We start from the raw sequence: 22,815 nt of genomic DNA on the forward strand, positions 1-22,815 counted from the left end.
TCGCCCGGACTCGCAGCGTTCGTCACCAACGGCAAGGGGATGGCGGGCATCGTCATCCTGCTGATCCTGGTGCTGACCTCGCTGTGTGCACCGCTGCTCACCGATTTCGACCCCAAACGGCGCGCCGGCAAGCCGCATGTCGAGCCGGGCTACGAGCACGTCCTCGGCACCACGCGCATGGGAAAGGACGTGTTCACCCAGCTCGTCTATGGCGGCCGGGTAAGCCTCGCGGTGGGCTTTGGTGCCGGCATCGCAGCGGCGATGATCGGCCTCGCCATCGGCATCTCGGCCGGTTACTTCGGCGGCCGCGTCGACGATATCCTCAGCTTCTTCGTCAATGTGGTGCTGGTCCTGCCGGGGCTGCCACTCATCATCGTGATCGCGACAATGGTGGAGGAAGCCAGTCCGCTGGTCATCGGCCTGGTCCTTGCCCTGACCGGCTGGGGCTGGGCCGCGCGTACCATACGAACGCAGACGTTGGCCCTGCGAACACGTGAGTTCGTGCTCTCCGCGGAGCTGATGGGCGAGAAGAAGTGGCGGATCATCCTCGTCGAGATCTTCCCCAACATGCTGAGTTTCGTGATGGGCGGGTTCGTCCTGGGCACGATCGCGGCGATCCTTGCCGAAGCCGCACTCGAGTTCATCGGGTTGGGCGATCCCAACGCGGTGACCTGGGGCACGATGCTGTTCTGGGCGCAGAACAACCTCGCCCTGCAGAGTGGTGCCTGGTGGGAAATCTGGCCCCCGTGCATCGCGATCATGCTCACCGGCGCCGCGCTGGTGCTGGTCAACTTCGCAGTGGACGAGATCACCAACCCGCAGCTCAGGGCGAGCCGCCGGATCGGCGGCATCCGCCGCTTCCTCAATCGTCGCGGGAGGAGCGCCGATGTCTTCTAGTCCAGTCTCTCGTCCGCTGATGGAAGTGCGGGGCCTCACCGTCGACTACGTGGGCGAGACAAGCGTCGCCCGCGCCGTCAACGGCATCGACTTCGACATCCGCGAGGGCGAGGCGTTTGGCCTTGCCGGCGAAAGCGGCTGCGGCAAGTCCACCGTCGCCTTCGCGTTGGCTCGACTGACCCGGCTACCCGGCCTCGTCAGCGGCGGTTCGGTCCGGTTCGGCGGCGAGGAAGTGCTGAGCTTCGGTAAGGCCCGGCTCAAGGCCTATCGCTGGCGCGAGGTGAGCTTCGTGTTCCAGTCGGCGATGAACGCGCTGAACCCGGTGATCCCGGTGAGCGAGCAGATCATGGACGTGATCGAGACACACGAGCCGCGGCTCGGCGAGAAGGGCGCCCGCGCCCGCGCGGTCGAGATGTTCGAGCTCGTCGGCATCCCGCCGGCGCGGCTCGACGACTACCCGCACCAGTTCTCGGGCGGTATGCGCCAGCGCATCTGCATCGCCATCGCGCTCGCCCTGAAGCCGCGCCTCATCATCATGGACGAGCCGACCACCGCGCTCGACGTCGTGGTGCAGCGCGACATCATCGAACAGATCGTCGAGCTCAAGGCGCAGCTCGGCTTCTCGGTGCTGTTCATCACCCACGACCTCGGCCTGATGATCGAGTTCTGCGATCGCATCGGGGTCATGTACTCGGGCGAACTGGTGGAGGTGGCGCCGGCGAGTTCAATCCTCACCAACCCGCAGCACCCCTATACGAAGGCGCTCGGCAACAGCTTCCCGCCGCTCACCGGTCCGCGCCAGCGGCTGGAGGGCATCGCCGGATCGCCGCCCGACCTCAGGATGCTGCCCAAGGGCTGCCGCTTTGCGCCACGCTGCCCGCACGCGATGCAGGTCTGCGCCGACACGGCGCCCGAGCTGCGCTTCTACCCGGCCCAACAGAGCGAGGCGGCATGTCACTTGCTGAACTAGAACGGAGCGGGCCGGCCACCGCCCCCGGTCGTACGGTCGTCGAGATGGACGGCGTGGACAAGGATTTCGTCCTCGGTTCGCTGCTCAACCGCACCGTGCTGCGCGCTCTTTCGGGGATCTCGCTGAAGCTCGTCAGCGGTCGTGCTCTTGCGCTGGTCGGTGAATCCGGCTCGGGCAAATCCACCTGTGCGCGCATGGTGGCCCGGGTGTTCCAGCCGACGCGGGGCACCATCAGTTTCGAAGGCGAGAACATTGCCGGCTTCACCGGCCGGCGCCTCGATCGCTACCGGTCCGAAGTCCAGATGGTGTTCCAGGACCCCTTCGGCTCCCTCAACCCGACCCAGACCATCGGCTATCACCTCGAGCGGCCGTTGCGGCTGCACCGACCTGAGATATCCGGCAAGGCGGTCGAGGAGGAGATGCTGGCGCTGCTCGAGCGCGTCGGCCTGAGGCCGGCGGCGGACTATCTGAAGCGCCGCCCGCACGAACTCTCCGGCGGCCAGCGCCAGCGCGTCGCCATCGCCCGCGCCCTCTCGGTGCAGCCCGTGGTACTCCTGGCCGACGAGCCGACCTCGATGCTCGACGTGTCGGTGCGGCTGGGCATTCTCAACCTGCTCGAGGACATGAAGTCGCAACGCCAGCTGGCGGCGCTCTACATCACCCACGACATCGCCACGGCGCGCTATTTCGCCGAAGATACGGCGGTGCTTTATGCCGGCCATCTGCTGGAGCAGGGGCCGAGCGAAGAGATCACAGAGCGACCGCAGCACCCCTATACGCGGTTGCTCATCGAGGCCGTGCCCAACCCGGCGCGCAAGATCTCGACGACGCGATCCCGGCGCGCCACCGACATTCCGCTCTGGACCAACCAGAGCCGCGGCTGCCCGTTCGTCTCGCGCTGCCCGCGCGTCACTGCGATCTGCAAGGAAACCATGCCCGCCCCGACGCAGATCGGCTCATCCCATACGGTTCGCTGTCATAATCTTTAGCGCGGCGGACGCCAGCCGATCAGCCGGCATCCTCGAGGATCATGGTTGCTGCCTTCTCCGCGATCATGATGGTCGGCGCATTGGTGTTGCCCGAGGTGATGGTCGGCATCACCGAGGCGTCGGCGACGCGGAGGCCGGCAAGGCCGTTCAGCCTCAGTCGCGGGTCGACCACCGCGACGGGGTCGCTGCCCATGCGGCAGGTGCCAACGGGGTGGAAGATGGTGGTGCCGATGTCGCCCGCGGCTTGCTCCAGTTCGGCATCGCTGTTGAATCTGGCGCCCGGCCGGTACTCCTCCGGCCGGTGCGGCGCGAACGCCTGGCTCTCCAGCACGATCCGCCGCACCAGCCTGATACCCTCGACCGCCACCTCGCGATCGGCTGATGCCGAGAGATAGTTGGGCTGGATAAGCGGCGGCGTCGACGGATCGGCGCTGGCCAGGCGGATGTGGCCCCGGCTTTGCGGGCGAAGGTTGCAGACCGTGGCGGTGAACGCCGGGAAGCGGTGCAGCGGCTCGCCGAACTTGTCGAGGCTCAGCGGCTGGACATGGAACTGCAGGTCGGGCGTGGCGCGCTCCGGCGACGAGCGGGTGAAGCCGCCCATCTGCGAGGGCGCCATGGTCATCGGCCCGCGCCGCGCCAGCGCATACTGCATCGCCATGCCGGCCTTGCCCGCGAGGCTGTTGGCCGAGACGTTGAGCGTCGGCAGGCCACTGACCTTGAAGATCATGCGCAACTGCAGGTGATCCTGCAGGTTCTCTCCCACCTGCGGCAGCTCGTGCTTCGTGGCGATGCCGTGCTCGGCCAGCAGTCCCGGGTTACCGATGCCCGACAGCTGCAACAGTTGCGGCGAGTTCACCGCACCGGCGGAGAGCACGATCTCGCGGCCGGCGCGCAGGAGCTTGGTCTGGCCCTGGTGCCGGATCTCGATACCGGTGACGCGACGTCCTTCCACGACGAGGCGCAGCGCCTGCGCGCCGGTCCATAGGGTCAGGTTCGGCCGGCCGAGCGCCGGCTTCAGGAACGCCGAGGCCGCCGACCAGCGCAGGCCTTTGCGCTGATTGACCTCGAAATAGCCGACACCCTCGTTGTCGCCGCCGTTGAAATCACTGCTTGCGGGAATGCCCTGCTCGATCGCCGCGGCGCGGAACAGGTCGAGCACCTTCCAGCTGAGCCGCATCTGTTCGACCCGCAGTTCGCCATCCTGGCCGTGGTGCGGGCTCGGCGCGCCCTCGCGGCGCTCGCTCCTGAGGAAATGCGGCAGCACGTCGTCCCAGCCCCAGCCGGGATTGCCGAGCTGGCGCCAGTGGTCGTAGTCGGCGGCCTGGCCGCGCATGTAGATCATGCCGTTGATCGCCGACGAGCCGCCGATCACCTTGCCGCGCGGATAGCCCAGCGACCGCCCATTCAGTCCCGGTACCGGCTCGGTGCGATAGCACCAGTCGGCCCGCGGGTTGCCCATGGCGTAGAGGTAGCCGACGGGAATGTGGAACCAGATCCAGTCATCCTTGCCGCCGGCTTCGAGCAGCAGCACCGAATGCCGGCCGGACGCTGTCAGCCGGTTGGCGAGCGTGCAGCCGGCGCTGCCCGCCCCGACCACGATGTAGTCGAAGCGCGGCGCGCCCGTGTCGACGATCTCGGCGTTCAGCTCAGCCCCCTCTGCTCCCCGTCCGCACTGACCACGCGTTCGCCGAGATCGTCAACCTCCCAGCGCCTCATCGAGATTTCTGCAAATTTGCAATGAACTGTTGCAAGCATGATTTTGCGCTGCTAGCGTCCGGCACGATCCGATCCCGACGGTGCGGGGAAGTCAGCGAAGTCTGGCGCCAGCCGCGTGGGACGATCGGGGACCGAGGAATCCTGAGGAGGAAAAACTGGACAACACGGTAGGACGTTTGTTTGCGGCAACCGGGCGCCTGACGCGGCTCGCCCTTGCCACCACTGCACTCGCGACGCTCGCTACGGCCGCGTCGGCGTCGGAGCTGTCGGGCACCATCACGGTGTGGAGCTGGACGGCGCCGGCCGATGGCCTCGAAGCGGCGGTCGCCGGCTTCAACGAGCTGCATCCCGGAGTCACCGTGAAGGTGGAAGACGTCGGCAACCCGGCGATCTGGGACAAGATCACGACCGGTATGGCGGCCGGCGGGGCGGGGCTCGCCGACGTGCTCAACATCGGCATCGACTATATCGGCAACTACATCGAGACCTTCCCCACCGGCCTCGTCAACCTGAGCGAAGTGGGCGCGGACGACCTCGCGGCGCAGTTCCCGTCGGGCATGTGGGCCAGCGGTTCGTCAGCCGACGGCGCCGTCTACGGCATCCCCTACGAGGTCAACACCTCGGGCTTCTTCTACCGCAAGGACCTGTTCGATCAGGCCGGCATCGACATCAACTCGATTGTCACCTGGGACGACCTGATTGCGGCTGGGCCGAAGCTGAAGGAAGCCACGGGGGCGGACCTCATCGCCATGGACAAGGCGGCGACGGTCGCCGACTCCGCCGGGCTATGGCAGCTGCTGACCAACCTGCAGGGCGCATTCTACTTCAACGCCGCCGGCGAGATCACCATGAACGGGCCGGCCGGCCTGCGCTCGCTCGAACTGATCAAGAAAGCCAACGACGCGGGCATCGTCGCCGACATCCCGGGCGGCTGGGACAACTTCATGATGCAGATCAAGGGGCAGACCAACGTCGCGGTCATCCCGGCTGCCTCGTGGGCCGCCGGTGTGTTCGAGAACGAGGCGCCCGATATGGCCGGCAAGTGGCGCTTGCGCCTGCCTCCGTCGGTCGAGGCCGGTGGTCTGACCGCAGCTATCTCGGGCGGCACGTACCTGTCGGTGGCGGGCACCAGCCCGAACAAGGAAGCGGCCTGGGAGTTCGTGAAATACGCCCTGGGCACGCTCGAGGGCCAGCAGGCGACCTATGAAGGCGGCGGCATGTTCCCCGGCTTCAAGCCGATGCTGGAGAGCGACGGCTTCGTCAAGAAGAGCGACTACTTCGATGCCGAGGTGAACAAGTTCTTCATCGACGAACTGGGCCAGAACACCCCGGTGGTGAACTACACCACCGACTACGCCCGGGCGCTCAAGGCCTATACCGACGCGCAGACGCAGGTGCTGCTGAGCGGCGCCGATCCGAAGACCGTGCTCGACGAGGCCGCTGCGCTGGTCGCCGGCCAGACCGGCCGGACCATCGCCGCCAACTGATACGCTCCGCCTGAGCGTTACGGCGGCAGGATGCCGGGTTTCCTCCCCGTCCTGCCGCCACCCTTTCCCTTCGGTGGTCCAGATGACGTCGTCCAAGCTGCAGCCGGCCACGCGCCGGCGCTGGCGAGGCTCCGCGCCGCGCCTCACGCCCTACCTGTTCCTGCTCCCCGTGCTGGTGCTGTTCGCGGGCTTCAAGGTCTACCCGTACATCTATGCGGCCTGGCTGAGCCTCACCAAGATCATCAAGGGCCAGACAACCTTCGTCGGGCTGGGGAATTACGGGCGGCTCGCCACCGATCCGATCTTCTACAAGGCGCTGACCAACACGCTGATCATCCTCGTCACCCAGGTGCCGCTGATGCTGGGGTTGGCGCTGCTGCTGGCGGTCGCCTTCAACTCGACGTTGCTGCGCTTCCGCGCCTTCTGGCGCACCGCCTACTTCGTGCCGATCGTCATGGGGCTGGTCGCCTACGGCATCCTGTTCTCGACGCTGCTCAATAGCCACCACGGGCTGGTGAACTTCCTGCTCGAGTCGGTGGGGCTGCCACGCGTGCCGTGGCTCGCCGATCCCGTGTGGGCCAAGGTCTCCATCATCATCGCGCTGACCTGGCACTACACCGGCAACAGCGCGGTCATCTACCTCGCGCAGCTGCAGTCGATCCCCGGCGAGCTTTATGAAGCGGCCGAGATCGATGGCGCCACCGCGTGGCAACGCTTCTGGCACATCACCCTGCCGGGGCTCAGGCCGGCCATCACCCTCACCGTCGTGCTCTCGACCATCGGCACCCTGCAGCTCTTCGACGAGCCGTACGTCTTGACCAATGGCGGCCCTAACAACGCCACCCTGACCATCGGCATGTACCTCTACCAGAACGGCTTCAAGTACTTCGACTTCGGCTACGCCTCAGCCATCGGCTACGTGCTGACCGGCATCATCGGCGTGATCGCTCTCGTCCAGTTCCACTTCCTCAGGGAGAGGCAGGCATGAGGATCAATCGCAGCCCGCAAACTCGCGTTGCCAGTCTCGCAGTCAGCGCCGTCGTCGCCATCGGCGGCGCGCTGATGCTGGCGCCGTTCTACTGGCTGATCGTCGCCAGTACGCACCGGACGCGCGACATCTTCTCCAACCCGCCGAACCTCGTGCCCGGCGACCAGCTGTGGACCAACCTCGTCAACCTGTTCGTGGGCGAGGGGTTCGGCCACGCCGTGCTCAACTCGACGCTGGTCGCGACGATCTACGCGCTGCTCGGCGGCCTGGTGTGCACGGCGGCGGGCTACGCCTTCGCCAAATTCCGCTTCGCCGGGCAGGGTGTGCTGTTCGGCATCGTGCTGGTGATCCTCGCACTGCCCTCGCAGGTGACGCTGGTGCCGCTGTTCCAGATCATGGTGCAACTCAACTGGCTCAACACCTACCAGGCGTTGATCCTGCCCAACCTGGCGCTGCCCTTCGGCATCTTCCTGATGCGGCAGACCATGCAGTCAGTGCCGGATGAGCTGATCCAGGCGGCGCGCGTCGACGGAGCCGGCGAGTTCCGCATCTTCGCGCAGATCGTGTTGCCGACGATGCGGCCGGCACTCGCGGCGCTGGGCATCTTCCTGTTCCTCGCGCAGTGGAACGACTTCGTCTACCCGCTGATCGTGCTGCGCACGTCGGACGCCTACACCGTGCCCGTCGCCCTCGCCTCGCTGCAGGGCCTCAGCGACACCGATTACGGCCAGCTGCTGGCCGGCACGATGGTGTCGGTGCTGCCGGTACTCGGGCTGTTCCTGTTCCTGCAACGTCATTTCGTCGCCGGCATCCTCGCCGGGGCGGTCAAGCAATAGCATCTCAAGGAGACTGGCACCGTGTTGCTGGAAGACTACGTATCCGTCATGGCCCCCGCCGCCACCGGCATTCCCGGCGTCGAGGTGACGATCGGCACCGGCTGCCGTGTGGTAGGGAAACAGACCGTCGGCGCGCTGGAAATCACCACGATTGAGACCGATGGCGCGATCGTCCGGGTCTCGCTCGAGGTCCCCTTGGGCGACGTCGAGGGCTACTGGTACCCGAACGGCTCGATGCGCGCGCTGCCCGCCGACTGGAGCGGCCGCGACAAGACCAGCATCATTTCGTCGAGCCCGCTCGGTTGCGTCTACGACCGGCAGGGCAAGGCCATCCTTGCTTTCTGCTTCGACCAGCAGATCGAGGAGAGCCAGCTCCGCTTCGGCGTTTCCGAGGAGCACAAGAGCTTCGTCATCTACTACGAGCACGACCCCAAGGGTCCGCGCACTATCCGTCTCGCAACGGCACGCGCCGGCCTCGATCATGCCGAAGCGGTCGGGCTGCTGCGCGACTGGCTGCGCGACGATATCGGCAGCCCGCTGCCGGTGCCCTTCGCCGGGACCGTGCCGGTCTACTGCACCTGGTATGCCTATTCGCAGAACATCGACGCGCAAAAGGTCGAGCGCGATGCGGCGCTGGCGGCCGAACTCGGTTGCCGCGCGGTGATCATCGACGATGGCTGGCAGAAGCTGGCCACCGGTCGTTGGTATGCGGGATGCGGCGACTGGGTGGCCGATCCCCGGAAGTTCCCCGACATGCGCGGCCATGTCGAGAGGCTGCACGAACTCGGACTGTCGGTGATCCTCTGGGTCGCGCCGCTGCTGCTGGGCGAGAACAGCGACGTCTATCCGCGGCTGAAGCGCTTCGCGCCCTATCATAATGGTGACGGCTGGCGCGCCTCCGCGCTTGATCCGCGCTATCGCGAAGTGCGGGATCACTTCGTTCAGACCTGCATCCGGCTCGTCCGCGACTATGGCGTGGACGGGCTGAAGATCGACTTCCTCGATGGCGTCGTCGCCTACCAGGGCACGCCAACCGGCGGTGACATCCCCGATATCGGGCAGGCGCTCCACGCCACGCTGCAGCAGTTGCAGGCGGAGCTGAAGGAAGCCGGGCTCGACGAGGTGCTGATCGAGTTCCGGCAGGCCTATGTCGGGCCGGCAACAGCGCCCTATGGCAACCTGCTGCGGGTGGGCGATTGCCCGGTCGACGCCAACCAGAACCGCCGTGCCACGGTCAACATGCGGATGATCGCGGCCGGGCAGGTGATCCACTCCGATCCGACCGTGTGGGACCACCGCGCCGGCGCGGAGCCCGCGGCCCGGCAACTGCTCAACGCCTATTTCAGCGTGCCGCAGGTCTCGATGGACCTCACCAGCCTGCCGCAGGTGCAACGCGACGCGGTTCAGACGGTCCTGTCGCACTGGATGGAAGACCGCGAGACGGTGCTGTTCGGTCAGGTGCGCGCCGGGTTGCCGTCGGAAGGATATCCGGTCGTGCAGGCGCGGCATGAGGACCGGCTGGTCGTCGGGGTCTATCAGCCGCTGGTCGTCGAAATCGACCTCGATGGCGTCGACGAGTTGCGGCTGCTCAATGCGACTTCCCACGATCGGATCGTTGTGCGATGGACCGGCAGGCGCGTGCGGCTCCGGGGGATCGCCCATTCCGCCCGCGGCGACGCGGGTACGCAGATCGAACTTGCCCAGACGCAGGGGCTTACAGAGCTGCAGATTCCGGTGTCTGGTATTGCGACGCTGCATGTCTTGAACGAGTGACAACAGGGGAAACGTGGACAGGTCCGATGACAGCAATGGGCAGCGCAACCAGCGCGGTCGCACCGGCGGGACGGAAGGCGCGGCCCATCGGCCCCGCCCCCGTTCGCCAGCTGCCAATATCGGGCTCGCCACTGTCGCGGAGCTCGCCGGGGTCAGCGAAGCCACGGTCAGCCGCGTGCTCAACCGCAAATATGGCGTATCGGCCGCGACGCGCGAGGCGGTCGAGGCCGCCCTGCGCAAGTCGGGCTATGAGCGCCAGCTGAAGGGCGAGCTGGTGCTGCTGCTTGTGCCGGGCGTGGGCGAGCAGATCTTTGCCGACATGTGCGAAGCGATCGAGAACGAGATCGCGCCCTACGGCTTGCGCGCCGTGATCTGCCCCGGCACGCAGCGCGAGCGCGACTATGTCGAGGCGATGATCGACGCCGGTATCGCCGCCGTTGTGTTCCTGTCGTCGAGCAACACGGTGCGCAACGCCGATCCGGTAGCGCGCCAACTGCTGCAATCGCGCGGCATCCCGTTCCTCTGCGTCAACGGCGGCTTCCCGGATACGCCCTCGCCGGTGTTTTCGACCGACGACTGGCGCGCCGCCGAGATGGCGGTGGCGCATCTCTACGATCTCGGGCACCGGCGGATCGGCATGTGCGCCGGCCCGGTGGGCAACACCCCGGCCGACCGGCGCGTCGAGGGGTTCGTCCAGGCAATGGACCGGCGTGACCTGCCCAACTCCGAGGATTTCGTCGTTCGCCAGTACTACAACATCGAAGGCGGTCGGCATGCTGCCGAGGAACTGCTGCAGATGGGCGTCACCGCGATCGTCGCCTCCAGCGACGACATGGCGCTCGGCGCAATGCGCGCCATCCAGCGCGCCGGGCTCAAGATCCCCTCCGACATCTCGGTGATCGGCTACAACGATTCCTACATGCTGGATTTCACCGATCCGCCACTGACCGCGGTGCGTCAACCGGTCGAGCGCATCGCCGAGAACACTACCCGCGCCATCGTGGCGCTGACCGCCAACCGCTCCCTGCCGACGGCCGAAGTGCTGATCGAGCCGGAAATCCGCCTCCGCGGCTCAACCGCGCCGGTCTCAGCAAAGTAACGAACGCCGCCCAGCGGCCACACCGTGTATGGACATGGCCGGGCGCTCCGTTGGCCTCGCCGCTGCAGTGCGCGCCGCGTCACCCGCCCGGCCGCATTTGTCAATGACGATGACGGAATCGTACAAATGGTCCAGAAATCAACCAAAGGCGACCCAATTTTGCGCCTGAGTTCATCGGTTTCCCATGACAATGTCATGGTCATTGACAAATGTGGCCTGCCGGATAACCTGATGACGCTCCCGATGGTCGGGTATGCCATTGGCGCCCAGACCACCCACACCGCCGCCGTGGGACGTTGCGCGGCCTGTGACTGCCTAGCGGGACGCAACAGGGGGATTGAAAATGGGTTCGATTACGAGACGTCTGTTCCTGGGGACATCGGCTGCAGCCTTGGCTGTGGCAGCGAGCGGCATCCTGCCGGCACTGGCTGCCGCCGCCACGGGCGAAGCGCCGATGCTGAAGGCGCTGGTCGATGCCGGGACGCTTCCGCCGCTGGCCGATCGCCTGCCGGTCAACCCAATGGTGGTGACCCCGCTCAACGAGGTCGGCAAGTATGGCGGCACCTGGCGCAGCGCCATTGTCGGTGGTGGTTCGCTGTCGATGCTGTTCCGCTACCAGGCCTATGAGCCGCTGATGCGCTACAACCCCGAATGGACGGGCGTGATTCCGAACGTGGCTGAGTCCGTCGTCGCCAACGATGCCGCCACCGAGTTCACCTTCAAGCTGCGTGAGGGCCACAAGTGGTCCGACGGGCATCCCTACACCACCGATGATGTGATGTTCTGGTACGAGGACGTGTTCTCTAACCCCGAGATCGAGGTCACCAACCAGGACCACCTGATCATCGGCGAAGACAAGGCGGTGTTCACCAAGGTCGACGACGTCACGTTCACCGTGAGCTTCAAGAACTCCAACGGCCTGTTCCTGCTGCTGCTCGCCTGGGCCGATAGCGACCAGACGACGCGTTTCCCCAAGCACTACCTCAGCCAGTTCCTGCCCAAGTACAATCCGGACGCCGACAAGCTGGCGACCGAGCAGGGGCTGTCGGGCTGGTTGCAGTTGTTCCAGAAGAAGTCGGGCGCGGCGCTCGAGGATGATTTCTTCCTCAACAGCGAAATCCCGGTCCTGCATCCGTGGAAGATGAAGGTGGCGCCGGGCGAGAGCACCGAGTTGGCGGTTGCCGAGCGCAATCCGTTCTATTTCAAGGTCGACACCGCCGGGAACCAGCTGCCCTACCTCGATGCCATCAACTACGCGCTGGTCGCCGATGCGCAGGTGCTGCTGCTCAAGTGCCTGCAGGGCGAGATCGATCTGCTCGACCAGTACATCGGCACCCCGACCAACAAGTCGGTGCTGTTCGACGGCAAGGAACAGGGCGATTACGACTTCTACACCACGCTCTCGACCCAGCCCAACGAGATGGCGATCTGCCTCAACATGACCCACCCGGACGCGGTCAAGGCGGAGCTCTATTCGAACAAGGACTTCCGGATCGGCCTGTCGCACGCCATCGACCGCCAGGCGCTGATCGACTCCGTCTTCGTCGGCATCGGCTCGGCGTCGCAGCCGGCCATTGCCGAGGGTGACCCGCTCTACAACGAGCGGCTGGCCAAGCAATTCACCGAGTTCGATGTCGCCAAGGCCAACGAGTTCCTCGACAAGGCGGCGCCGAACAAGGATGCCGAGGGCTATCGCCTCGACAGCTCCGGCCGCCGGATCACCATCGTCTTCGAGCAGGACCAGAACCGGCTCGAAATGGTGGATATGATGCAGCTGATGATGCCGATGCTGAAGACCGTGGGCATCGACGGGCAGCTCAAGCTCATCGACCGCTCGCTCTGGGAAGTGCGCATTCGGCAGAACATGGACTACGACGCCACGACCAACCGCTTCGGCGGCGGCATCGGCCTCGCTGCCCTGCTCGATCCGCGCTACTTCGTGCCCTACAGCGGCAACGCCTTCTACGCCATGGGCTGGCAGATCTGGTACAACGACAAGACCGCCGCAAACGCCGTCGAGCCGCCCGCCCAGGTGAAGGAAGCGCTTGCCCTCTACGACGAGATGAAGAGCACGATCGACGACGCCAGGCGAGTCGAGGCGTTCAAGCAGATCCTCGAGATTGCTGCCGACCAGTTCTATTCGATCGGGATCAAGGTGCCCAACGACGCCTACGGCATCGTGCGCAACAACTTCCACAACGTGCCAGAGCGCATGCCGAACTCCTTCGGCTATCCCACTCCGGCACCGACCAACCCCGAGCAGTACTTCAAGGCCTAGAGCGTCCACCCCGCTCTAGTCTTCCGATGGGAGTGGGGCGCTTCGGCGCCCCCCGATCGTCGCGCCATTTTCCTATTTCTGCGGAACCACGATGAACGAGACTCTAAGGGTTACGGGCGGCTTGCGGTCGTCCACATGGTACGAGACGGCGACGCGCTGGACCCAGCTGACGCTGGTCGAAGACGACCCGCAGACCTACGACCTCGATTTCTGGCTCCGCATCTTCGACGAGACGGAATCCAACGCCACGTGCCTGTCGGCCGGCGGCTACGTCGCCTACTATCCCTCCAAGATCCCGTTGCAGCATGTCAGCCGCTCGATTGGCGACGCAGATCCGTTCGGAGATCTGGTTGCCGGGGCGCGGGCCCGCAACATGCATGTGGTGGCGCGGGTCGATCCGCATGCCGTGCATGCCGATGTCGCGGCGGCGCATCCCGAGTGGATTTCGGTCACCGCCGAGGGCGAACTGAGGAAGCACTGGTCGTTTCCCGACGCCTACATCACCTGTGCCTGGGGCGACTACAACCGCGGCTTCATGAGCGAGGTGATCCGCGAGGTCGCCGCCAACTACGACATCGACGCGGTGTTCGCCAACCGCTGGTCGGGGCATGGCGTCTGCTACTGCGCGCATTGCAGCGCCACCTTCAAGGCCGAGTCCGGCTACGACCTGCCGCGCCAGAAGGACCCGCATGACAAGGTCTGGCAGGCCTGGCTCAACTGGTCGCGCCGGGTGCTGACCGACCTCGTGGCGCACTGGAACGGCGTCGTCGCCAGCGAGCGTCCGCACGGCCGCTTCATCCCCAATATCGGCAATTCCTCGATGCTGGAGTTCGATCTCGACGAGATCGAGAAATACTGCCCGATCCTGTTCGTCGACCACCAGGGCCGCACCGGCGTGGTGCCGATCTGGTCGGCCGGCCGCGACGGCAAGCGCATGCGCGGCGCCATGGGTGACCGGCCGATCGGGCTGATCACCTCGACCTCGGTGGAGGAGAAGTGGCGCTGGAAGGACTCCGTTCAATCGCCCGAGGAAATCCGCATGTGGATGACCGACGGGTTGGCGCATGGGCTGCGCCCCTGGTTCACCAAGTTCAACGCCAAGGTGCCGGACAGCCGCTGGGTCAAGCCGATCGCGGAGAGCTTCCAGCTGCACGCGCGGCTGGAGCCGGAGCTCGGCCCGCTGCATCCGACGGCCGAGATCGCCATGCTCGATCCCTCGACCACGCTGCGCAGCTGGGATTCCGACGATCGCGAGAGCGCCGAGGCGCATGAGTTCGGGCTCTATCACGCGCTGGTCGAGGCGCGGCTGCCGTTCGAGCTGCATGCCGATCTCGATGTCGCCGACGCCAAGCTCGATCGCTACAAGCTGATCGCGGTGGCCAACGCCTCCTTCCTGTCCGAAGCGCAGTGCGACAGCCTCACCCGCTATGTCGAGCGAGGCGGTAGCCTCGTCACCAGTTTCGAAACCTCGCTCTATGACGAGTGGGGCGTGCCGCGGGCCGATTTCGGGTTGTCGAAACTGTTTGGCGCCAGTGTCGCCGGCCCGACGACTGCGCATGCCAAGAACACCTACGTGCAGCTGACCTCGGATCATCCGCTGACCGCCGGGTTTGGCGACGCGACGCGCATCATGGGCGGCACGCGGCAGATTCCGGTGCGGCTGCATGAGGGGGCCGGGTCGGAAATCCCGTTCCGCTTCATTCCGGCCTTCCCCGACCTGCCGATGGAAGAGATCTATCCGCGCGAGCCGGCGACGGCACCGGCGGCGATCGTCCGCACCTTCAAGGGCGGCGGCCGGCTGGTGTACTTCCCGTGGAATCTCGGCGAGACGTTCTGGGAGGTGCTGAACCTCGACCACTCGACGCTGATCGGCAATGCCGTGCGCTGGGCCCTCGGAGCACGGTCGCGTGTGGACGTATCTGGTCCGGGCGTACTCGATATCGCGACGCGCGAGGGGAAGGGCAGGCTTGCCGTGCAACTGGTCAATCTCACCAACCCGATGATGATGAAGGGGCCGATCCGCGAGATTATCCCTGTAGGGAAGCAAGTCGTCTCGGTGGCGCTGCCGGCCGGCGTGACAGGCGCGGCGGTGCGGCTGCTGGTGTCGGGCGTGTCGCCAATGGTGTCGGTTGGCGGCGGGCGGATCGATATCGAGGTGCCGCAGATCGTCACCAACGAGGTCGTCCTCATCGACTTCGCCCGCTAGGATCAACCGGATATGCTCAGCTTCATCCTCAAGCGCGTGCTCTACATGGTCCCGACTTTGATCGGGATGTCGCTGGTGTCGTTCTTCATCATCCAGCTGCCGCCGGGGGACTTTCTCACCTCGCTGATCTCGGCCATCGCCGATTCCGGGCAGAGCCTCGACTCGGCGACGGTGGCCGCACTCACAGCGCAGTACGGGCTCGATCAGCCGTTCTACGTCCAGTACTGGAAGTGGATCTCCGGCATCCTGTTCCGCGGCGATTTCGGCTGGTCGTTCGACTGGGGCCAGCCGGTGAGCAAGCTGATCTGGGACCGCATGGGCATCACCCTGTTCGTGTCGACGCTGAGCCTGATCCTGATCTGGGCCGTGGCACTGCCGATCGGCATTTACTCGGCGGTGAAGCGCTACTCGATCGGCGACCACATCTTCACGCTGCTGGGCTTCATCGGCCTCGCCATCCCGACCTTCATCATGGCGCTGGTGCTGATGTACGTGTCGTACAAGTTCCTCGGCCAGAGCGTCGGCGGGCTGTTCTCGCCCGAGTATCAGGATGCGCCATGGAGCTGGGCCAAGCTCTGGGATCTCTGCCTGCACCTCTGGATCCCCATCGTCGTCATCGCCACCAACTCGACCGCGGCGCTGATCCGGGTGATGCGGGCCAACCTCTCCGATGAGCTGAACAAGCCCTATGTGGTGACGGCGCGGGCCAAGGGGCTGAGCGAGTTCACGCTGATCATGCGCTACCCGGTGCGGATTGCCCTCAACCCGTTCATTTCGACCATCGGCTGGGTGCTGCCGGCGCTGATCTCCGGCGTCACCATCACCGCCATCGTCCTCAACCTGCCGATGGCCGGGCCGCTGCTGCTGCGCGCGCTGGTCAGCCAGGACATGTACCTGGCGGGCGCCTTCATCCTGCTGATGAGCGTCCTGACCCTGGTCGGCATGCTGATCTCCGACATCCTGCTCGCTGTGCTCGATCCGCGGATCCGGCTGCAATGAGCCTAGAACCCGACAAGGCCTTCATGTCTGCCGCCGACCTCACCGCCGACCTGCCGCCCGAAGAGGAGACGCAGTTCGTCGCCAGCGCCGGAGCGAGCGCCGCCGTCGCCGGGCAGTGGACGCTGATGCTGTGGAAGTTCCGCCGCCAGAAGGTTGCGATGGCCTCTCTGTTCATCGTGCTGCTGCTCTATCTGGTGGCGATCCTCGCCGAATTCCTCGCGCCCTACGGCGTCGACATGACCCGGCCGCAATATACCTACGCCCCGCCGCAGGGGATCAGCCTGTTCGTCACCGGCGCCGATGGCGGCTGGCAGTTCCTGCCGCATGCCTCGGGCTACAAGATCGTCGTCGACCAGGAGGCCATGCGGCGGACGTTCGAGGTCGATCCGGACAAGATCATCCCGATCGGACTGTTCGTTACCGGCGAGACCTACAAGCTGTGGGGGCTGTTCGAGAGCAATCTGCATTTCATCGGCCCGACCAACCCGGCCGACACGGTGTACTTCCTCGGCAGCGACCGGATCGGGCGCGACGTGCTCAGCCGGCTGATCTATGGCACCCGCATTTCGATGTCGATCGGCCTCGTCGGCGTGGTCATCAGCCTGGCGCTCGGCGTCTTTCTCGGCGGCATTTCCGGCTACTATGGCGGGGCGCTCGATACGGCGATCCAGCGTCTGGTCGAAGTGGTGAGCGCCATGCCGACCATCCCGCTCTGGATGGGACTGGCGGCGGCGATCCCGCTCGCCTGGCCACCGGCGCTGGTCTATTTCACCGTGACGGCGATCGTCTCGCTGCTGGGCTGGACCTCGCTGGCGCGCGAAGTGCGCGGACGGTTCTTCGCGCTGCGCGAGGAGGACTTCGTCACCGCGGCGCGGCTCGACGGGTCGAGCGAGATGCGGCTGATCTTCCGGCACATGCTGCCTTCGATCACCTCGCACCTGCTCGCCATGGTGACCCTCGCGGTGCCGGCGATGATCATCGCCGAGACCTCGTTGAGCTTCCTCGGCATCGGACTGAAGCCACCGGTGGTGAGCTGGGGCGTGCTGTTGCAGGATGCGCAGAATCTCCGCGCCATCGCCAATGCGCCGTGGCTGCTATTCTGGCCGGCGCTGGCGGTGATGGTGTCGGTGTTGAGTTTCAACTTCCTCGGCGATGGCCTGCGCGACGCGGCGGACCCCTATGACAACTGATCTCCCCACCACCGCCCCGACCGTGCTGGAAGTCCGCAGCCTCTCAGTCGAGTTCGCGCTGCGTGGCGGCACCTTCACTGCCGCCCGCGATGTCGGCTTCAAGCTGCAGGCGGGGCGGACCCTATGCCTCGTCGGCGAGAGCGGCTCTGGCAAGAGCGTCACGGCGCGGGCGATGATGCAACTGATCGATGCGCCCGGTCGCATTGCACGCGGCAACATCATGCTCGGCGGCGCGGGCGCGCCGGTCGATATCGCGACGCTCAATCCGCGCGGCGAGGCGATCCGCGCCATTCGCGGCCGGCGCATCGGCATGATCTTCCAGGAGCCGATGAGCTCGCTGTCGCCGGTGCACACCATCGGCGCGCAGATCGTCGAGGTACTGCGGCTGCACTTGAAGATGGACGCCAAGCAGGCCCGGGCGCGCACCATCGAGCTGCTGCGGCAGGTCGAGATTCCCGATCCCGAGCGCAATATCGACCGCTACACCTTCGAGTTCTCCGGTGGCATGCGGCAGCGGGCGATGATCGCCATGGCGCTCGCCTGCAACCCGCAGGTGCTGATCGCCGACGAGCCGACCACCGCGCTCGACGTGACCACCCAGGCCGAGGTCCTCGACCTGATCTCGCGCATGCAGCGCGAACTCGGCATGGCCATGCTGCTGATCACTCACGATATGGGCGTGGTGGCGGAAGTCGCCGACGACGTGGCGGTGATGTATCGCGGCAAGATCGTCGAGGCCGGGCCGGTGGACGAGGTGTTCCACAATGCCCGTCATCCCTACACGAGGCGGCTGCTGAGCTCGGTGCTGAAGCTCGAACGGACATCCGAACTGAAGCAGGCGCCGGCTGCCGCGGCGGCCGAGCCGATTCTCTCGGTGCGCGATCTCGGCAAGGTGTACCAGCCGCGCAAGAGCCTGCTGAGCCGCACGCCTAAGGTGGCCGTCAAGGCGGTCGATGGCGTTAGCTTCGACCTCATGGCCGGCGAAAGCCTCGGCATTGTCGGCGAAAGCGGGTCCGGCAAGACCACGCTCGGCCGGCTGATCCTCCGCATCGTCGAGCCGACCGATGGCGCGGTGACCTACCGGCCGCAGAGCGGCGCGCCGATCGATGTGCGCGGGCTGGACAAGCAGGGGCTGCGCAACCTGCACCAGCAGGTGAGGCTGATCTTCCAGGACCCGTTCGCCTCGCTCAATCCAAGGATGACCGTGCGCCAGATCATCGCCGATCCGCTGGTGGTGAACCGTATCGCCAGCGGCGCGGCGCTCGAGGCGCGGGTGTCGGAACTGCTCGGCATGGTCGGGCTCGACCCGGCGGTGATGGAGCGCTATCCGCACGCATTTTCCGGAGGACAGCGGCAGCGTATCGGCATCGCCCGGGCGCTGGCGCTCAACCCGCGCATCCTCATCGCCGACGAGGCGACCTCGGCGCTCGACGTCTCCATCCGCAGCCAGATGCTCGACCTGCTGCTGGAGCTGCAGCAGCGGCTCGGCCTCAGCTTCCTGTTCATCAGCCACGACATTGGCGTGGTGCGCTATTTCTGCGACCGGGTGGCGGTGATGCGGCGCGGCAAGATTGTCGAGATCGGAGCGGCCGAGACTATCTGCACGGCGCCCGAACACCCCTATACCAAGGCACTGATTTCGGCCGTGCCGCATCCCGATCCGCGGCACAAGCGCATGCGAACGCGCACCCACCTCGACGCCTGACAAGTACAACAAGGACAAACGACAAATGGTGAAAGCAGCATTCCTGGGCCTCGGCGTGATGGGCTACCCGATGGCGCGCCACCTCAAGGCCAAGGGCCACGACGTGACGGTTTACAACCGCACCACCGCCAAGGCCGAGAAGTGGGTGTCTGAGCACGGCGGCCGGCTGGCCAGGACCCCGGTTGAAGCTGCCGAAGGCCAGGACATCGTCTTTGCCTGCGTCGGCAACGACAACGACCTGCGTGAGGTGACGCTGGGCGAGCAGGGCGCGTTCAAGGGCGTGAGGAAGGGCGCGATCTTCGTCGACCACACCACCGCCTCGGCCGGCATCGCGCGCGAACTCCATGCTGCGGCGACTGCCGCCGGCTTCGGCTTCCTCGATGCGCCGGTTTCGGGCGGGCAGGCGGGCGCCGAGAATGGGCAGCTGACGGTGATGGTCGGCGGCGACCAGCCGGTGTTCGATGCGGCGCAGCCGACCATCATGAGCTTTGCCAAGGCGGCGCGGCTGTTGGGCGAGTCCGGCGCCGGCCAGCTGGCCAAGATGATGAACCAGATCTGCATCGCCGGTGTGGTGCAGGGTCTCGCCGAGGCTATCCATTTCGGCAAGGCGTCGGGTATGGACATCGAGGCGGTGATCGACGTCATTTCCAAGGGCGCCGCGCAATCGTGGCAGATGGAGAACCGCTACAAGACCATGAACGCCGGCAAGTTCGATTTCGGCTTCGCTGTCGACTGGATGCGCAAGGACCTCGGCATCGTGCTCGAGGAAGCGCGCTCGAATGGCGCCAAGCTCCCGCTGACCGCACTGGTCGACCAGTTCTATGCCGAGGTGCAGGGCATGGGCGGCCAGCGCTGGGACACGTCGAGCCTGCTCGCCCGGCTCGAGCGCTAGGTAACGCGCGCATGGCCAAGGCACAGTCTCCACCGGTCGCCCGCCAACTATCGGTGCGGGCGATCATGGAGGCGATTCTCCACAAGGGTCCGACCTCGCGCGCCATGCTGGCCAAGCTCACCGGCCTGTCACGGCAGACCACGACGCAAGTGGTATTGGAGCTGGAACGCGACGGCCTTCTGCAGGTCAGCGGGCGCATGCAGGGTCCGGTCGGACGCAGCGCCCCGACCTACGAACTCAATCCGCGTGCCGCGTACGTTCTGGGCATCCGCCTGGAAGGCAGCGCCGTGCAGATGGCGTTGGCCGATATCCGTGGCGACCTGGTGGCGGAGCTCTCGGAGCCGACCCATCCAAGTGGCGGCCTCGAGGTCGTGCGACAGCTTGGCCGGCTCTTTGTTGCCCTGCTCGCGACTGCGCATGTGGAACGTGATCGGGTCCGCTTCGGCGTCATGGGCAGCCCCGGCGTAGTAGATCCCAAATCGGGCCGCATCGATATCGCGCCGAGCATCCCGCATCTGGGCGACATAAACGTCGTGGAGTCGGTGCGCAGCGAGCTTGGCGTGGAGCTCACGATCGAGAACGGCGTCAAGCTCGCCGCGCTGGGCGAGCTCTGGCAGGGTGAGGCTCGAGGCGCCCGAAACTTTGTCTATTTCGGCATCGGCAGCGGTGTTGGCATGGGTATCGTCTCCGAGGGCAAGCTGTTGCGTGGCGCGCGAGGTGCAGCCGGCGAGATTGCCTATCTGCCCATCGGTGGCGACCCCTTCGATCCGGCCGGCTTCGCCAACGGCACGTTCGAAAGCTCCGTCGACAGCGCCGCCATCGTCCGCCGCTACGAAGGCTACGGCGGTGAACCCGACCAGGACGTAGCTGCCATCCTGGCGCGCCTCGATACCGGCGACCGGTTCGCGGCAGCGGCGATCGACGAGACGGCTCGCCTGCTTGTCCTGGCGATCAGCGCAGCATGCGCCGTCGTCGACCCCGAACTCATCGTGCTCGGAGGCAGCGTCGGCGCGCGGCCTGAGATCTCCCGACGGGTGGGCAACCTGTTGCCCCGCGCGATCCCCCGACCCTTGCCGGTAAGGTCCAGCGCCCTCGGCAACAGGGCGACACTGGTGGGTGCGCTGGGCCAAGCCCTGAACCGCCTCCACGCCAATCTCTTCGGCGTCGAGGCCGTGCGCGGCGAGTCGACGCCGACAACCAGCTTTGCAGCCCCGCCCGAGACCGCCAGGTCAAACGCACCCTAGCTGCCTTGCCGAATGTCCCCTGCGAGCAGCTGCAGCTTGCGGAAAGCGGCGAAGCGCCGGTGATGGAATGCCTGCAATCCTTCGTCGGGGGTAATCACTTCCGCGACCGATGACATTGCGGACATCGCCTCGATCAGAGAGGCGTACGCTCCGGCGGCGCTCGCGCCCAGCATGGCGGAGCCGAGCAGCACCGGCTCCGGCGATGCCGTAGCGACGACCGGCAGTCCGCTAGCATCGGCGAGTAGTTGCCGGACAAGACGCGACTTGCCGGCACCGCCCTGTTGTTGGTCGCGTAAGCGAACAGCCCCATTTGCAAGGTTTGCCGGCGCAAGCGAGTTTGGCAGGGGGCTACGCTCCGGCTGTGCCCGCCTCCGCTTCGATGCACATGGCAATACCCATGCCCCCGCCGATGCAAAGGGTGGCGAGGCCCTTGCGAAGGCCTGCCCTCCGCAAGGCATGGATGAGGGTGACGAGGATGCGCGCTCCCGAGGCGCCGATGGGGTGGCCGATCGCGATGGCCCCGCCATTGATGTTCACCTTGGCCGGATCCCAGCCCAGCCGGGCGTTGACCGCGAGCGCCTGCGCTGCGAAGGCCTCGTTGGCTTCGATGAGCTCGAGATCGTCGACTGACCATCCTGCCTTGCCGAGCGCCTTCAGGCTGGCCGGCACGGGCCCCAGGCCCATGATCTCAGGTTCCACCCCAGCGGTTGCCCAACTCGCGATCCGTGCGAGAGGCGAGAGGCCGCGTCGTGCGGCCTCCTGCTCGCCCATGAGCACCAGGGCAGCAGCACCATCGTTGAGTCCCGATGCGTTGCCGGCCGTTACGGTGCCGCCCTCGGCAAAGGCGGGCCATAGGCCCGCAAGGGCTTCCGCTGTCGTTTCGGGACGCAGGTGGTCGTCGGCGGTCACAAGACGCGTCCCGCCTCGCTGCGGCACCGAGACCGGCGCGATCTCGGCGTCGAACCTGCCGTCCGAGCGCGCCGTTGCCGCCTTCTGCTGGCTCGCGAGCGCGAAGGCGTCCTGCTGTTCGCGGGTGATGCCCAGGCGCGTTGCTACCGTCTCGGCAGTCACGCCCATGTGGTAGCCCCCGAATGCGTCGGTGAGCCCGTCGAGCACCATCGAGTCGGCGAACTCCAGTGGGCCGGGCCGCGTGCCGGCACGCAGTCTGGCGACGTGGGGGGCGCGCGACATCGATTCCTGGCCGCCCGCCACGACGATGTCGGCGTCTCCCGCGCTGATCTGCTGGACGCCAAGGGCTACTGCCCGCAATCCCGAGCCGCACACCTGGTTCAGTCCGAAAGCCGTCGCGGAGTCGGGTATGCCTGCACAGATCGCTGCTTGCCGGGCGGGGTTCTGGCCCGCTCCGGCGGTCAGCACCTGTCCCAGGATCACCTCGTCCACCCGCTCGCGCGGAAGTCCTGCCCGCTTCAGGGCGGCGCGGATCGCTGTGGCCCCCAGGTCGTGGGCAGGCACGCCCGCCAGCGGGCCGAGAAAGCTGCCCACGGGCGTGCGCGCTGCTCCAACGATCACCACATTGCTCAAGGTT

Annotated in this window: 18 protein-coding genes; 15 read left to right on the forward strand and 3 right to left on the reverse strand. The window is 66.3% G+C overall.

Features of this window, described 5'->3' with window-relative positions:
- Window positions 1–39: 39 nt before the first annotated feature.
- Genes PRN20_RS15500 through PRN20_RS15510 form a run of 3 tightly spaced genes read left to right on the forward strand, consistent with a single transcriptional unit; the run spans window position 40 to window position 2,856 of the window.
- Entirely contained in the window at window positions 40–897 is an 858-nt protein-coding gene (locus PRN20_RS15500; protein WP_273959034.1) for an ABC transporter permease, read from the forward strand.
- On the forward strand, window positions 887–1,867 hold the full coding sequence (locus PRN20_RS15505) for an ABC transporter ATP-binding protein (RefSeq protein ID WP_273958448.1): 981 nt from the start codon (window positions 887–889) through the stop codon (window positions 1,865–1,867). The genes PRN20_RS15500 and PRN20_RS15505 overlap by 11 nt, the downstream gene beginning before the upstream one ends.
- Window positions 1,849–2,856: an ABC transporter ATP-binding protein gene (locus PRN20_RS15510; protein ID WP_273958449.1), complete on the forward strand. Its 1,008-nt coding sequence runs from the start codon at window positions 1,849–1,851 to the stop codon at window positions 2,854–2,856. The genes PRN20_RS15505 and PRN20_RS15510 overlap by 19 nt, the downstream gene beginning before the upstream one ends.
- A gap of 19 nt (window positions 2,857–2,875) precedes the next feature.
- On the opposite strand, the gene PRN20_RS15515 is transcribed toward PRN20_RS15510, so the two are convergent.
- On the reverse strand, window positions 2,876–4,453 hold the full coding sequence (locus PRN20_RS15515; RefSeq protein ID WP_273958450.1) for a GMC family oxidoreductase: 1,578 nt from the start codon (window positions 4,451–4,453) through the stop codon (window positions 2,876–2,878).
- A 295-nt stretch (window positions 4,454–4,748) separates the two neighbouring features.
- Between PRN20_RS15515 and PRN20_RS15520 the strand changes: the two genes are divergently transcribed.
- The 12 genes from PRN20_RS15520 to PRN20_RS15575 all read left to right on the forward strand — a co-directional run bounded on the left by PRN20_RS15520 (window position 4,749) and on the right by PRN20_RS15575 (window position 21,269).
- Window positions 4,749–6,059, forward strand: coding sequence for an ABC transporter substrate-binding protein (locus tag PRN20_RS15520; protein WP_273958451.1), 1,311 nt, complete (start codon window positions 4,749–4,751; stop codon window positions 6,057–6,059).
- 82 nt (window positions 6,060–6,141) lie between these two features.
- The gene (locus tag PRN20_RS15525; protein ID WP_273958452.1) at window positions 6,142–7,047 is read left to right on the forward strand and encodes a carbohydrate ABC transporter permease; all 906 of its coding nucleotides are present in this window, start codon (window positions 6,142–6,144) and stop codon (window positions 7,045–7,047) included.
- Window positions 7,044–7,883 carry a carbohydrate ABC transporter permease gene (locus PRN20_RS15530; RefSeq protein ID WP_273958453.1) on the forward strand — a complete coding sequence of 280 codons (840 nt, stop codon included), beginning with the start codon at window positions 7,044–7,046 and terminating at the stop codon, window positions 7,881–7,883. Before PRN20_RS15525 ends, PRN20_RS15530 begins: the two co-directional genes overlap by 4 nt.
- Window positions 7,884–7,904: 21 nt before the next feature.
- Window positions 7,905–9,656 (forward strand): glycoside hydrolase family 36 protein, encoded by a 1,752-nt coding sequence (locus tag PRN20_RS15535; RefSeq protein ID WP_273958454.1) that lies wholly within the window; start codon window positions 7,905–7,907, stop codon window positions 9,654–9,656.
- 13 nt (window positions 9,657–9,669) lie between these two features.
- Window positions 9,670–10,755: a LacI family DNA-binding transcriptional regulator gene (locus tag PRN20_RS15540; RefSeq protein WP_273958455.1), complete on the forward strand. Its 1,086-nt coding sequence runs from the start codon at window positions 9,670–9,672 to the stop codon at window positions 10,753–10,755.
- Window positions 10,756–11,098: 343 nt separating this feature from the next.
- A complete protein-coding gene (locus tag PRN20_RS15545; protein WP_273958456.1) occupies window positions 11,099–13,033 on the forward strand; it encodes an ABC transporter substrate-binding protein in 1,935 nt (644 codons plus the stop codon).
- Window positions 13,034–13,124: 91 nt separating this feature from the next.
- Window positions 13,125–15,239, forward strand: coding sequence for a hypothetical protein (locus PRN20_RS15550; protein WP_443112573.1), 2,115 nt, complete (start codon window positions 13,125–13,127; stop codon window positions 15,237–15,239).
- A 12-nt stretch (window positions 15,240–15,251) separates the two neighbouring features.
- Entirely contained in the window at window positions 15,252–16,238 is a 987-nt protein-coding gene (locus tag PRN20_RS15555; RefSeq protein WP_273958458.1) for an ABC transporter permease, read from the forward strand.
- A complete protein-coding gene (locus tag PRN20_RS15560; protein WP_273958459.1) occupies window positions 16,235–17,428 on the forward strand; it encodes an ABC transporter permease in 1,194 nt (397 codons plus the stop codon). The genes PRN20_RS15555 and PRN20_RS15560 overlap by 4 nt, the downstream gene beginning before the upstream one ends.
- Window positions 17,418–19,133, forward strand: coding sequence for an ABC transporter ATP-binding protein (locus tag PRN20_RS15565; protein ID WP_273958460.1), 1,716 nt, complete (start codon window positions 17,418–17,420; stop codon window positions 19,131–19,133). The genes PRN20_RS15560 and PRN20_RS15565 overlap by 11 nt, the downstream gene beginning before the upstream one ends.
- Window positions 19,134–19,158: 25 nt before the next feature.
- Complete coding sequence (locus PRN20_RS15570; protein ID WP_273958461.1) at window positions 19,159–20,025, forward strand: NAD(P)-dependent oxidoreductase; 867 nt, start codon at window positions 19,159–19,161, stop codon at window positions 20,023–20,025.
- Between the two features lie 11 nt (window positions 20,026–20,036).
- The gene (locus PRN20_RS15575) at window positions 20,037–21,269 is read left to right on the forward strand and encodes an ROK family transcriptional regulator (RefSeq protein WP_273958462.1); all 1,233 of its coding nucleotides are present in this window, start codon (window positions 20,037–20,039) and stop codon (window positions 21,267–21,269) included.
- Here the strand turns inward: PRN20_RS15575 and PRN20_RS22895 are convergent.
- Both PRN20_RS22895 and PRN20_RS15585 read right to left on the reverse strand, forming a co-directional pair.
- Entirely contained in the window at window positions 21,266–21,727 is a 462-nt protein-coding gene (locus tag PRN20_RS22895; protein WP_443112574.1) for an FGGY-family carbohydrate kinase, read from the reverse strand. The genes PRN20_RS15575 and PRN20_RS22895 overlap by 4 nt on opposite strands.
- On the reverse strand, window positions 21,618–22,811 hold the full coding sequence (locus PRN20_RS15585; RefSeq protein WP_273958463.1) for an acetyl-CoA C-acetyltransferase: 1,194 nt from the start codon (window positions 22,809–22,811) through the stop codon (window positions 21,618–21,620). Before PRN20_RS15585 ends, PRN20_RS22895 begins: the two co-directional genes overlap by 110 nt.
- Window positions 22,812–22,815 lie beyond the last annotated feature (4 nt).

Source organism: Devosia sp. ZB163 (genome assembly GCF_028613635.1).
Classification (GTDB): Bacteria; Pseudomonadota; Alphaproteobacteria; order Rhizobiales; family Devosiaceae; genus Devosia_A.